At 44.1% G+C, this 13,195-nt stretch carries 11 protein-coding genes and 6 tRNA genes; 5 read left to right on the forward strand and 12 right to left on the reverse strand.

The features are described 5' to 3' along the window. Position 1: 1 nt before the first annotated feature. Together ACR65H_RS11325 and chrA are read right to left on the reverse strand one after the other, a co-directional pair. Complete coding sequence (locus ACR65H_RS11325; protein ID WP_440500367.1) at positions 2 to 1,741, reverse strand: ABC transporter ATP-binding protein; 1,740 nt, start codon at positions 1,739 to 1,741, stop codon at positions 2 to 4. Positions 1,742 to 2,356: 615 nt separating this feature from the next. Further along, positions 2,357 to 3,538 (reverse strand): chromate efflux transporter, encoded by a 1,182-nt coding sequence (gene chrA / locus ACR65H_RS11330; RefSeq protein ID WP_440500368.1) that lies wholly within the window; start codon positions 3,536 to 3,538, stop codon positions 2,357 to 2,359. A gap of 163 nt (positions 3,539 to 3,701) precedes the next feature. Here chrA and ACR65H_RS11335 point away from each other — a divergent pair, with 163 nt between their 5' ends. Then, positions 3,702 to 5,036 (forward strand): hemolysin family protein, encoded by a 1,335-nt coding sequence (locus ACR65H_RS11335; protein WP_440500370.1) that lies wholly within the window; start codon positions 3,702 to 3,704, stop codon positions 5,034 to 5,036. 281 nt (positions 5,037 to 5,317) lie between these two features. Here ACR65H_RS11335 and ACR65H_RS11340 read toward each other — a convergent pair whose 3' ends face one another. After that, positions 5,318 to 6,862, reverse strand: coding sequence for a GNAT family N-acetyltransferase (locus ACR65H_RS11340; RefSeq protein WP_440500372.1), 1,545 nt, complete (start codon positions 6,860 to 6,862; stop codon positions 5,318 to 5,320). Positions 6,863 to 6,991: 129 nt separating this feature from the next. Between ACR65H_RS11340 and ACR65H_RS11345 the strand changes: the two genes are divergently transcribed. The 3 genes from ACR65H_RS11345 to ACR65H_RS11355 are packed head-to-tail and all read left to right on the forward strand — an operon-like array spanning position 6,992 to position 8,749. Next, a complete protein-coding gene (locus tag ACR65H_RS11345; RefSeq protein ID WP_440500373.1) occupies positions 6,992 to 7,417 on the forward strand; it encodes a disulfide oxidoreductase in 426 nt (141 codons plus the stop codon). Position 7,418: 1 nt separating this feature from the next. After that, positions 7,419 to 7,895 (forward strand): thioredoxin family protein, encoded by a 477-nt coding sequence (locus ACR65H_RS11350; protein WP_440500375.1) that lies wholly within the window; start codon positions 7,419 to 7,421, stop codon positions 7,893 to 7,895. Further along, positions 7,895 to 8,749: an RluA family pseudouridine synthase gene (locus ACR65H_RS11355; protein WP_440500376.1), complete on the forward strand. Its 855-nt coding sequence runs from the start codon at positions 7,895 to 7,897 to the stop codon at positions 8,747 to 8,749. The genes ACR65H_RS11350 and ACR65H_RS11355 overlap by 1 nt, the downstream gene beginning before the upstream one ends. A 54-nt stretch (positions 8,750 to 8,803) precedes the next feature. Here the strand turns inward: ACR65H_RS11355 and ACR65H_RS11360 are convergent, their stop codons facing one another. The 3 genes from ACR65H_RS11360 to queG form a co-directional block, all read right to left on the reverse strand. Next, the gene (locus ACR65H_RS11360) at positions 8,804 to 9,589 is read right to left on the reverse strand and encodes an aldo/keto reductase (RefSeq protein ID WP_440500392.1); all 786 of its coding nucleotides are present in this window, start codon (positions 9,587 to 9,589) and stop codon (positions 8,804 to 8,806) included. A 407-nt stretch (positions 9,590 to 9,996) separates the two neighbouring features. Then, a complete protein-coding gene (trmL, locus tag ACR65H_RS11365; RefSeq protein WP_440500378.1) occupies positions 9,997 to 10,470 on the reverse strand; it encodes a tRNA (uridine(34)/cytosine(34)/5-carboxymethylaminomethyluridine(34)-2'-O)-methyltransferase TrmL in 474 nt (157 codons plus the stop codon). Positions 10,471 to 10,483: 13 nt separating this feature from the next. After that, on the reverse strand, positions 10,484 to 11,611 hold the full coding sequence (gene queG / locus ACR65H_RS11370; RefSeq protein ID WP_440500380.1) for a tRNA epoxyqueuosine(34) reductase QueG: 1,128 nt from the start codon (positions 11,609 to 11,611) through the stop codon (positions 10,484 to 10,486). A gap of 55 nt (positions 11,612 to 11,666) precedes the next feature. Between queG and ACR65H_RS11375 the strand changes: the two genes are divergently transcribed. Continuing rightward, positions 11,667 to 12,380, forward strand: a complete 714-nt coding sequence (locus ACR65H_RS11375) for a B3/B4 domain-containing protein (protein ID WP_440500381.1) — start codon at positions 11,667 to 11,669, stop codon at positions 12,378 to 12,380. A gap of 100 nt (positions 12,381 to 12,480) precedes the next feature. Here the strand turns inward: ACR65H_RS11375 and ACR65H_RS11380 are convergent. From ACR65H_RS11380 to ACR65H_RS11405, 6 genes are all read right to left on the reverse strand, one after another. Further along, positions 12,481 to 12,561: transfer RNA gene (locus tag ACR65H_RS11380), tRNA-Leu, on the reverse strand. Between the two features lie 83 nt (positions 12,562 to 12,644). Continuing rightward, positions 12,645 to 12,725, reverse strand: a tRNA-Leu gene (locus tag ACR65H_RS11385). A gap of 34 nt (positions 12,726 to 12,759) precedes the next feature. Continuing rightward, positions 12,760 to 12,833 (reverse strand) — tRNA-Cys (locus ACR65H_RS11390). 10 nt (positions 12,834 to 12,843) lie between these two features. After that, a tRNA-Gly gene (locus tag ACR65H_RS11395) sits at positions 12,844 to 12,918 on the reverse strand. Between the two features lie 5 nt (positions 12,919 to 12,923). Continuing rightward, a tRNA-Gln gene (locus ACR65H_RS11400) sits at positions 12,924 to 12,995 on the reverse strand. Between the two features lie 9 nt (positions 12,996 to 13,004). Beyond that, a tRNA-His gene (locus ACR65H_RS11405) sits at positions 13,005 to 13,080 on the reverse strand. Positions 13,081 to 13,195 lie beyond the last annotated feature (115 nt).

The following is a 13,195-nucleotide window of genomic DNA, read 5'->3' on the forward strand; positions in this document are numbered from 1 at the left end:
ATTATTCAACCTCCCCGATCTGCTGGCGGTCGAATTGCTCTTTATACCATCCGTTATTCGCAAGCAAGTCTTCATGTCTTCCTTCTTCAATAACACGCCCATCGTCAAGTACGATGATCCAATCCGCATGTTGGATTGCAGATAAACGGTGTGTTGTAATGATCGTCGTTTTCCCTGACCGTTCCGACTGGATGTTTTCAATGATCTTCGCTTCTGTCTTCGCGTCAACCGCTGAAAGCGAGTCATCGAGAATAAGGATTTCAGGATTTTTCACAAGAGCACGAGCGATTGAAATACGCTGCTTCTGACCACCTGACAATGCAACGCCTTTCTCTCCTACAAGTGTATCAAGTCCTGAAGGCAGCATCTGTAAATCTTTTTCAAAATGAGATAGACGGATTGATTCGGCAATATCTTCCTCCGTCGCTTCCGGACGTCCAAACAGGATATTATCACGAACAGAACGCGAGAAAAGTACATGGTCCTGTGGTACGTATCCAATCCAATCACGGACTTGATCCTTCTTCAACGATTGAAGGGCAACATCCGAAAAGACGATTTCCCCGTCCCCTGCAGGATATTCACGCAACAGTTGCTTGACGAACGTCGTTTTCCCGCTTCCCGTCTTTCCGACGATGCCGAGCGTCTGCCCACGGTCCAACTGAAGCTCGATATGATCCAAATTGACCGCATGTGACATTGGATACGTGAAGCTGACATCATTGAAGCCGACACTTTCCGGCTGATCGATATCGACTGGCTTATCAGGATCTTTCACATCTTCCTCATAATTCAACGTCTCCATAACACGATCCAAGGAAGCATTTCCTCGCTGCAATACGTTTATCAACTCACCGATTGCAAACATCGGCCAAACGATCATCCCTAAATAGACATTAAATGTGACTAGGTTTCCTAGCGTAATTTCCTCAGCAGACACTAAATAGGCACCGTACCCGAGACCAATCATATATGTCAGCGCTGTGAGCACTTTCGAAAAAGGCATGAACAACGCGTCGATTTTTTCGACATGCATATTCTTCTTGTACACATCTTCCGTCATATCCGCGAAACGTTGCTCCGTAGCGCGCTCTTGTACGTATGCACGAACGACCCTGACACCTGCCACAGCCTCTAGCACATTGTTATTCAAATCACCGAATGCCTCTTGGGCTGTCATATACCGTTCGTGGATTTTCTTTCCGAGGACTTGCAATATATAGGCTAAGATTGGCAATGGCAAAATTGCTGCTAATGTCAATTTCCAAGAGACGACGAATCCCATTGTAATAATGAGCGTACCCAAATACGCAGTCGAGTCGACGAGCGTCATAATCCCAAAGCCTGCAGTTTCCGAAATCGCGCGAAGGTCATTCGTCGAACGCGCCATTAGATCCCCAGTCTTGTTTTTCTCATAAAATGTCGGAGTCATTTTAAGGAAATGGCGCATAAGCCGTGTCCTCAGTTGCCTTTCAATTACATATGCTCCTCCGAAAAGCTGATACTGCCAGACGAAGTTTCCGACATACGCTACAAGCATGATGAGAAACATCGCTCCGATGAATAGTGCAAGCAGATGCGTAGTCATCGTCTTCGTATAAATGGCGTCAATCGCCTGCCCGATCAACCACGGCGGTAAAATAACGAGCACATTCGCCACCATTAAAAGGACAAGTGCTACTGTATACCTTTTGCGATTTTCCTTGAAAAACCACTTTAATTTAAATAATACTGAAAACATACTTTCAACCTTCTTCCTTCAAATCTTTCAACTATCCACTTTCTAGAGATTCCTTCTTTAATAGTTTCCGTTGCTGATTGATAATTTTCATAATCAGCGCTCCTTTCCTTCATTTTTTTATATCTCACACGTATATGACGTGGAAACACCAAATATTCCTTCTAAAGACAAAAAAGCACACGCCTTTTAACATAAGCGTGTGCTCAAAAAAAGGGACGACTAAGTCATGCCGCCCTGGTACATTTCATAGAATAGAGAAAGAGCAGGTCAGCACGGGATACATATTTGATTGTTTTTTGATAAAAAGGACTTTTTTCATTTTCCGCACCTTCCTCACTATTTCGATTTTCGAATAATTCAACAGTACCACTGATAATTTCCATTTGTCAATACATTTCTGCACAATTTACATCCATTGTTTTAATACATGGCAATCGGGTATTAAAAACTATACCACTCAAAGTATTTGATGAAGTGGTCATCTACTGGTTGTTATTGATGTGCGGCAAAGTTCATCAACAGAACCCCACGGCAAAGTATATATAGAAATGGGCATGCCAGGAGAACGTTTCCTGGCATTTTTCATTGTATGCGCGAGTTGCAGCTTAAAATGCATCATCCTATGAACAAATGGGATAGTGCTCCTAATATTGCCGTAATCAGTACTACGAGCCAAGGAGCCATTTTATAATACATTAAAAGACCGAAAGCGATGATTGCAATTCCAAAATCGACCGGCTGGCCGATAGCGCTAGTGAATACCGGGTCATAAAGCGCTGCAAGCAAAATTCCGACGACCGCCGCATTCACTCCTTTTAAGGCTGCTTGAATTCCAGGCTTTGATCGAATTGCCGACCAAAATGGCAATGTGCCGATGACAAGCAAGAATGAAGGCAAGAACATTGCAATTACCGCAACCGCAGCCCCCGACGGTCCATTCATTAACTGTCCCAAATAACCGGACAATGTAAAAAGTGGCCCAGGTACCGCTTGTGCCGCCCCGTATCCTGCGATGAACGTCTCAGCGTCCATCCAGCCAGCTGGCACGACTTCCCGTTCCAGCATCGGCAATACAACATGTCCTCCTCCAAAAACAATTGAACCGACCCGATAAAAAATATCAAAAATGGCCAGGAACGTATTTTCAATGAAAGTCCTAATCGCCGGAACGATGATAAGAAGTAAGAAGAAAATTGCCCATGCCGCCACTCCCGTCTTCTTTCCAAATGAAAGATCGATTGACTCCGGCTTCGGCGCCTTTTCTCTCCGATATAACATATACCCGACAATACCAGCTCCAACGATGATGGCGATTTGGCCAATCGCAGTCGGAATCAATAATGTCAAAACTGCCGCAACGATAGCAAGTGATATTCTCGGCCGATCCGGCGTCAATGATTTGCTCATTCCGACTAGCGCATGTGCGACTACAGCAACTGCAACAATCTTCAATCCTTTAATCCACCCGATATCGAATGTTGCTGACGATGAAATTAGCCATGCGAATGCCATTAGCAGCAATACAGACGGCAATGTAAAACCAATCCAGGAAAGAATCCCTCCGAGTAACCCCCCTCTCATCAATCCGATTGCAATTCCGACTTGCGAGCTTGCAGGGCCAGGCAGGAATTGGCATAACGCCACGATATCCGCATACATTTTATCGTCAAGCCATTTCTTTTTCTTTACATATTCATCTCGGAAGTAACCGATATGGGCCGCGGGACCTCCGAAAGATGTTAGTCCTAATAGTAGAGATGTACGCAAAATCTCTGTTTTACTATTCCGTTTCTTCAAATTAAAACCTCCGATCATTTCATCCATTATACAAAACTTAGGCAAAACCATTTGTTTTTTTCTTGTAAATAATTTATCATTATCTTAAATACCCATTTTAATTTTACAGGAGGTGTGCACTTTGTTCTACCCCTCATTCGGGCGCGGGGCAAAGTAAACTTATTTGGACATTGCCATACGATTGGCAGCATTTGCTGCCTTGATCGCACTCACCGCATTTTTTGTTGCGAGTGAATTTGCAATAGTGAAAGTACGAACAACACGGATCAACCAGCTTGTTGCGGAAGGGAACCGCCGGGCGATTACAGCAAAAAAAATCATTAGCAATCTCGATGAGTATTTATCTGCTTGTCAATTGGGAATAACGATAACTGCTTTAGGTCTCGGTATGCTAGGCGAACCGACCGTCAAACTACTTATGAAGCCAGTATTTACCCAATTTGATATTGCCCCGAATGCTGCGACCATCCTTTCTTTCATCATCGCATTTACAGTCGTAACGTTTTTACATGTGGTAGTAGGTGAATTGGCTCCTAAAACGATCGCAATTCAGCGAGCGGAAGCCATTACGCTGGCATCAGCGAAACCGCTCATATTTTTTTACTTCATTATGTACCCTGTCATTAAAGGGATGAACGGATCGGCACGTGCCATTATCCGCCTTTTCGGTTTCAAACCAGCTTCAGAATCGGAAATGGTCCATTCTGAGGATGAGTTGAGGATGATCTTATCTGATAGCTTAAAAGGTGGAGAAATCAACCAGTCGGAATATAAGTTTGTCAATAAAATATTTGAGTTCGATGATCGGCTCGCCAAAGAAATCATGGTGCCCCGTACTGAAATGATGACAATTGAGAAAGACGTCACTTTGAGGGAAATGTTTGAATTGATGGGTGTTGAGCAATTTACAAGATACCCGGTCACAGACGGCGATAAAGACCATGTCATCGGCTTGGTGAATATGAAAAACTTATTGACAGCTTACATTAAAGATCCTGAAACAGGAGATCAGCCTGTCAGCGAATATATGCAACCAATCATCCGGGTCATCGAATCGATGGCAATCGGTGATTTATTACTTAAAATTCAACGCGAACGGATTCATATGGCCATTCTGATGGATGAATACGGCGGAACTTCCGGACTCGTGACAATTGAAGATATTTTAGAAGAGATTGTCGGAGAAATCCAAGATGAGTTTGATATGGACGAAGTGCCTGAAGTACAGAAAATCAATGATAACCATTATATTTTGGACGCAAAAATGTTAATTGAAAGCGTTAACGATGTACTCGATATTGATATTAATGAAGAGGATATCGATACAATCGGAGGATGGTTCATGTCGGAACGTTTCGAAGCTGTTCCGGGTGAAAAAATCATTGAACAAGGCTATGAGTTTACTGTGAAAGATGTTGAAGGACATCATATCCTTTACTTGGAAGTCATGAAAAATGAAAAAACGAATGGATCTGCTGACCTGCAGATCGAAGCGTAACTATAGTAGATAAAAGCTAAACGGCATCCCATTTTGAGGGATGCCGAAGAGTGTAGACAAAGTCGTTTTCAGACTTTGTCTACACTCTTTTTAAGGCAAGTGACAATGGGCAGGAATTTCCCCAGCCTGATTGAAAACGCTTGTCAGCCTAGGCGTGAAGTCGAGCGAAGACGCGAATAGAACTAAAGTTCATGAGCGGACGAGCGAGACGAGCAACAACGGATGCGAGCGTTTGTCAACAGGCTGCGGCATCCCATTTTGAGGGGTGCCGTTTGTCTGTATTATCCTTTCTTATACTCCACTCGATACACATCATGCCTGCGGTCTTTCAACTGTTTTACCGTTCCATCTTGGCGTTGTCTTCGCAAAATTTCAAGATCCACATCACCAATTAACACCATTTCCAAATTCGCATTCGTCTCTCCTACAATTCCATCCCTCGCAAATTCAAAATCAGAAGGCGCAAAGATGGCTGATTGTGCATATTGGATATCCATGTTCTCCGTTTGCGGCAAATTGCCGACAGTTCCAGAAATCACTGTGTAAATCTGATTTTCAACTGCCCGGGCCTGTGCACAATACCGTACGCGTAAATAGCCTTGTCGGTCTTCTGTACAAAAAGGAGTGAAGATAATATTCGCCCCTTTGTCCGTCGCAATGCGCGCAAGCTCTGGAAATTCGATGTCATAACAGATCTGGATGGCAATTTTTCCGCAGTCTGTATCAAAAACTTTTATTTCATCGCCTTGGCTGATTCCCCACCATTTCCGTTCATTCGGCGTAATATGGATCTTATATTGTTTCTCAATCGACCCATCCCTTCTGAATAGATAGGCGATATTGTAAATTTCCTCATCATCTTCCTCAACAAAATGGGAGCCTCCGATAATATTCACATTGTATCGGACGGCAAGATTCGTGAACAATTCAATGTACTGTGGTGTGTATTCTGTCATTTTCCGCACGGCCCTGCTTGGAGAAGGTTCATCCAAGAACGACATGAGCTGCGTCGTAAATATTTCAGGAAAGACGACGAAATCCGAGTTTGCATCAGACGCAACATCCACAAAGTACTCGCATTGATTTGCCATTTCTTCGAATGAAGATATTTTTCTCATCAAATATTGAACAACACAAATACGTACCGGATAGCTTGTCTTATAATGCCGCTTCGTCGTCGCCTTATAATCGACATTATTCCATTCCATCAATGTAGCGTATCTTTTTGATGCCTTGTCATCAGGCAAATAATTAGGATTGATCCGCATAAGCGTGAAATCATTTAGTAGCTGGAATGTGAGGACGGGGTCATAAATTTTATGTCGCGTTACCGCTTCTACATATTCACGGGCAGACATTTCCGCAGCATACCGATGATAATTCGGGATTCTTCCCCCGATAATTATAGACTTCAAATTCAATCGTTGTACAAGCTCTTTCCTCGCCTCATACAGCCGTTGCCCTACCTTCATTCTCCTATAATCCGGATGAACCATCACTTCGATGCCGTATAGGTTATAGCCTTCAGGATTGTGGTTCGTTATATAGCCATGCGCGGAAATATCATCCCACGAATGCCGATCATCGTATTCATCAAAATTGATGATCAAGCTTGAACAGGATCCGATAATTTCCCCGTCGAGCTCAGCAACGAACTGCCCTTCCGGAAATATGGACAGATGGCTTTTCAAATGCCCCTCTTCCCACGGATCCATGCCCGGGAAACATACTTCTTGCATCTTCAAAATCTTTTCGATGTCATCCTCTTTCATCTCCCGGATGATCATGCTCATTTCAAATGATGATAAATCAATTTCTTCACTCATCCACTTCACCCTTTCTACATAATATGTACCCATAATCAATGAAGTAAAGTCATCTAGTTACGAATATTTTACATGAATACACCTTCCCCGTATAATCAAGGTGGAGTCGTAGGAACAGGAGTTGATCGTATGCACAAACGCTTGGAGAACGGACTTGTTTTCATTTTCACTACTTCCCTCATCGCAACATTAGGATCTTTGTACTTTTCAACGGTACGCGGATTTGAACCTTGCACACTATGCTGGTATCAACGTATCTTCATGTATCCGATCGTGTTGATGTCCGGCGTCGCTTTATTCCAGAAAAACGCAAAAATTGCATTGACGGCAGCTGTTTTTTCGATTGTCGGCGGTTCCATTTCAATCTACCATTACGGACTGCAGAAACTGCGTTTTTTACAAGATAGTGCGCCCGCTTGCGGAGATGTATCCTGTACAGGACAGTATGTGAACTACCTTGGATTCATCACAATTCCGTTCATGGCTTTAACGGCATTTGTGCTGATCCTCATTACAAGCCTTTTCTTATTGAAATGGCAAAAGGAGTCTAATTGAATTGAAGAAATTACTTATTATCGGCGGTGTCATCGTCGCCATCTTCGCTTTAATCATCGTATTGAATAACCAATCCAACAAAGAAAAGCTGAAAGATAATCCATATGGAACAAACAAACTTGACCAGGCGACAATCGATTTGCTTGGAAATGAAAATTACAGCAATATTATCTTACCAGATGACCTTTACGAAAAAGTGACGTCCGGTGAATCTGTTACTGCGTACTTCTTTTCTCCAGAATGCCCATATTGTATGGAAATGACACCAATCCTTATGCCGATTGCGAAGGAAAAAGGAATTCACGTGTATCAGTACAATATGCTTGAGTTCCAACAGGAATCTCAGCCATACGGCATTACATCTTGGCCGGCATTAATACATTATGAGGATGGAAAAGAAGTTGCACGTTCCGTTGGCTTGCCAAAAAATCCCGAAGAAGATATCCGAGCCTTCTTCGATGCGTACGATAAAGAATGATGGAAAAGCATCATACAGCCTTCCGTTATCAGATAATCCGAGACGGACAGACGATTGAGGAAATTCTTCGGGACGATTGGAAAGCAGGTAAGAAGACAGTTCATCAAATGAGAATGGAAAAGGCTGTTACGGATACAGCCATACAGCCTGTCGACTGGCGCACGCCTTTGGCAGCAGGGACAGAACTCGTTTTTCACTTTAAGGACGCCGTGTCCTCCTATAAACCGGATGATACAGCGGAAGTTTCCATTTTATTCGAAGATGAGCATATCATCGCCGCTACGAAACCGGCTGGCATAGCTATTCATCCCGATGAGAACGATGAGGGCGGGACTTTCATGAATTCCATCATGGCGCATGTCGCAAGCAATGGCGGAGCTTATGCAGAGCATATCCACCGTCTTGACAAAGGAACGGAAGGAATCGTGCTCGTTGCGAAGCATCCAATTGCAAAAGCACTTTTCGACCGGATGATCGAGGAACGTGCCATTACACGAAACTATCACGCAGAAGTGGAAGGACGCTTGAAACGGATGCGCGGGACGCTACAATATCCGATTGGGCGGGACCGCCACCATCCAACGCGCCGCCGGGTATCTCCTGGCGGACAGGATGCCATCACCCGCTACCGTGTCATTGAACGAAATGATGACACAACACTTGTGGAGGCAAGCCTTGAAACCGGAAGAACCCATCAGATCCGGGTACACTTTTCCCATATCGGACATCCTGTCAAAGGCGATATACTTTATGGTGGAAGTGAAACTGCAGATGGCAACTACCGTTTAGTGGCAAAAAAGGTTTCTTTCGAACATCCTTTTACTAATGAACAGACTACGATAGAAGTTATATAAAAAAACGCGGAGTAAATGAACAATTCATTTATTCCGCGTTTTTTAATTGGTATTTTACGCCTCGTCATACGTTTCCGGATTTGTACCCGTTCGCTCGTTGAGATTCAGGCAATCGATTTTCATCATATCCTCCAACGTCAACTCGAAGTCGTTTACATCAATGTTTGACTCAATGCGGGATGGTGTCACCGATTTAGGAATGACAACCAAACCATGTTGCAAATGCCATCTGATTATGACTTGGGCAGGCGTCTTTCCGTATTTCATTCCAATCTGCATCAACGTCGGTTCGTCCATAAGCCTCCCTCTTGCCAATGGCGACCATGAAGTGATGACAATGCCATGTTCGTTGCAGAAGTTACGTAGTGGTTCCTGTGTAAGCCGAGGATGCAATTCGATTTGATTAACCATAGGCTTCACATTCGCGATATTGAAAACCTGCTTAAGATGATGGATATGATGATTGGATACTCCTGTAGCCCGGATCAGTTTTTCATCATAAAGCCGCTCGATTGCACGATATGTGTCCACGAATGTATCGGACACTGGCCAATGGGTTAAGTAAAGGTCCAAATACTCCATACCGAGCCTTTCCAATGAGGCTTCAAATGCTTTTAACGTCGCATCATACCCTTGATCAGTGTTCCACACTTTTGACGTGATGAATAGCTGCTCACGCGGAATTCCCGATTGCCGGATCGCTTCGCCTGTCTCTTTCTCATTTTCATAGATTGCAGCTGTATCAATAGCACGATAGCCGACTTTTAAGGCATGTGAAATCGCTTGTATCGTCTCTTCCCTGTTAGTCATTTTATAAACGCCAAGACCGAGCTGAGGCATTTCTACTCCGTTTGTCAGTGTCACCTTACTGTCGAAAGAATCCAATCCACTCTCCTCCTATCTTGTTTCTGATTATATTGTACCTGTATTTCATAATTTTGACGAATAGAGATAATCAATTGTTAATAAGAATGACACAATTTTTCAGTCCAGTCATTTCATTTTCTAACTTATTAGGGTATACTAATTGAAGGACTACTGATTTTACAGGAGGTACATCTGATGAATCTTATCCTTATCATGGGCGTTTGCTTCGCTTTCCTTTCTGCAATCCTTACAGGCGGATACGAAGATAAACCAGGTAAAGTGAAAAAATAAGTAGTAAAAACGGGACATGCCATAAGTGGCTGTCCCGTTTTTTATCATCCTGCTTCGGGTGACAGCTTACCGCCACCCTCCGCTTTTGTTTATTTCAATTCTAAAAATGACTGCTGCCGTAGCGCTTCGTAAATAAGAATCGCAGCTGTGTTGGATAAGTTTAATGATCTTATATGATCATTCATCGGTATGCGCAAGCAGTTTTCTTTGTTCTGTTCAATCACTTCGTTAGGTAGGCCTGTCGTTTCTTTCCCGAAAACGAAGAAGATGTCCTTGGAAGGATCCGAAAAATTAAAGTCTGAATACGTCCGTTCCCCGAATTTCGTAATGAAGAAAAACTGTGCCTCAGGATATGCGTCAAAAAATTCTTGTATCCCTTCATGATACGTAATATCTACGTATTGCCAATAATCCAACCCGGCACGCTTGAGCATCTTATCATCAGTGGAAAATCCGAGTGGTTTTATAAGATGCAATTTTGTTCCTGTTCCGGCACATGTACGAGCGATATTGCCTGTATTCGCGGGTATCAATGGTTCAAATAATGCGACATGTATTGCCATTTCAGCACTTCCTTTAGATAATTTCCAATACTTTTTCCATCTCGATCCGTACGTTCGGATCCTCTTCTGTATGCAATGCCTTCTCAACCGCTTCAATGCCTTCGTTCGTCCCAATTTGTCCGAGTGCCCATGCAGCTGTTCCGCGGATGACCGGACGTGGATCTTTCACAAGTAGTTCCGACAAAGTAGGTACAGCAGTCTCGTCCTTGAAATGAGCAAGTGCCAAGATGGCATTCCGCTGTATCGGATTTTTGCCTCTCCAGGAACCCGACATATGTCCGTACGTTTCCTTGAATTCACGATTCGACAAACTAAGCATCGGTACGAGGAGCGGCTTCGCCAATTCGGGCTCAGGTTGAAACGCCGGCTGGTGAAGATTATATTTACCTTTATTTTTCGGGCATACAGTTTGGCACGTATCGCAGCCGTATACCCTATTTCCGATTTTTGCACGGAATTCTTCAGGTATAGGCTTTTTCGTCTGTGTCAAAAAGGCGATGCATCGTTGTGCATTGAGCTGCCCTCCTTGAATCAAAGCCCCAGTAGGACAGGCATCTAAACAGAGCGTACAATCCCCGCATTGATCCTCCATCGGAACGTCAGGCGCAAACGGGATATTCGTAATCATTTCCCCTAAATACACATACGAACCGAATTCAGGTGTGATCACTGAACAGTTTTTACCGGACCAGCCAATTCCCGCTCGGACGGCCACAGCCCGGTCAACAAGTTCTCCTGTGTCCACCATCGAACGCATTGTCGCATTTGGCATCTTTTCGGATATAAACGATTCTAAGAGCTGCAGCTTTTCACGAAGAACGTGATGATAATCCATTCCCCACGATGCCCTCGCAAATATGCCTCGCCGCTCTCCCCTCTTTCCTTTTGGCGCCTCTGCCATTTTAGAAGGGTAAGCGATCGCTATGGAAATAATGCTTTCAGCGCGATCGAGCAACATGAGTGGCTCTGTCCGTTTTTCAACATCACTTTCTTCGAAGCCGGATTGATAGCCCAATTCCTGCTGACGTCGCAGCCTGTTTTTTAATTCGAGAAAAGGAGCGGCGGTTGTAAAGCCAATTTTATCGATGCCGATCATAGCTGCATATTCTTTGATGGACGACTGTAGATGAGCGACATTCACAACATTCCGCCTCCTTTATGATAGGATTGATGAAAAGATAACAAAGGTGATGAGGATGAAAATAACTTTAAATAAACATCTATTGAAGCAGATGCCCGGATTGAAATTGGGCATTATCCATTATACCAAAATTACAGTGTCTGAATCTCCTCAAATGCTAAGAGGAAGGCTTCAATTATTCCAAGAACAGCTCTTTTTCGAATTGGACACCAAACCTCTGACTGACTTTCCTGGCATTAAGGAATGGAGAGAGACCTGGAAAGCTTTTGGAGCGGATCCAAACCGATACAGACCATCCGTGGAAGCTCTTTACCGAAGAATTAAGAAGCAGAATTACTTGCACACTGTCCATACTGCGGTTGACCTCAATACATTTTTCTCTCTCCAATATGAAATTCCTGCAGGCATTTACGATGCAGCTAAGCTTGTCGGAGATATCCAATTAACCGTTGGCGGAGAAGAAGATGGATATGATGGTTTGAATGGACGTTTCAACTCACTTCACAACATCCTTCAATTAAAAGATGAATACAGCCCTTTCGGCAGTCCTTATGTAGACTCTATCAGAACGGCCGTGACGGAAGAGACGACGGATGCGCTGCACGTTCTATTTCTCCGACCTTCTATGGATAAGGAGGAAGCTTTGAAACTGACTACTGCATGCGGCAATATGTTTACGTCCATTAGCGGAGGAGAGGCGTCTTGCTATGTAATTGATGAAGAAAGTCCTTCCGTGCTAGTGAATGGAAAGGAACCATTCACTTTTTGAACACATATGGACGATTGACTAGCAATACACGACTCCAACCCATGGAAAACGCTCCTATCCACGCGAATGTGGAAGGAGCGTTTATTAAATGTGTACTGGATACCCAAGGCCGGACTTGAACCGGCACGCCTCGCGGCATCGCATTTTGAGTGCGACGTGTCTGCCATTCCACCACTTGGGCATAATAGAGTGTATCAAGAACATTTATTACAATAATGTAGAAAGAGAAAAGATGCAACCAGGGTTGCATCTTTTCGACGTGGATACCCGAGGCCGGACTTGAACCGGCACGCCTCGCGGCATCGCATTTTGAGTGCGACGTGTCTGCCATTCCACCACTCGGGCATAACAACAAATTACTTACAGCATACATGAAGTATGGAGGCGGCAACCGGAATCGAACCGGTGGTAAGGGTGTTGCAGACCCGTGCCTTACCGCTTGGCTATGCCGCCGTAAGAAAGTTGGAGCGGAAGACGGGATTCGAACCCGCGACCCCGACCTTGGCAAGGTCGTATTCTACCACTGAACTACTTCCGCAAAAACTGGGGTAGCTGGATTCGAACCAACGAATGACGGAGTCAAAGTCCGTTGCCTTACCGCTTGGCTATACCCCAAAGAATAAATGGGGCGGACGAGGGGAATCGAACCCCCGAATGTCGGAACCACAATCCGATGCGTTAACCACTTCGCCACGACCGCCATAATAATTATTTTTTTAAAAATTGTAGATTGCATAGAATGGGGCGGACGAGGGGAATCGAACCCCCGAATGTCGGAACCACAATCCGATGCGTTAACCACTTCGCCACGACCG

The sequence above is a fragment of the Sporosarcina sp. SAFN-015 genome, assembly GCF_059415085.1.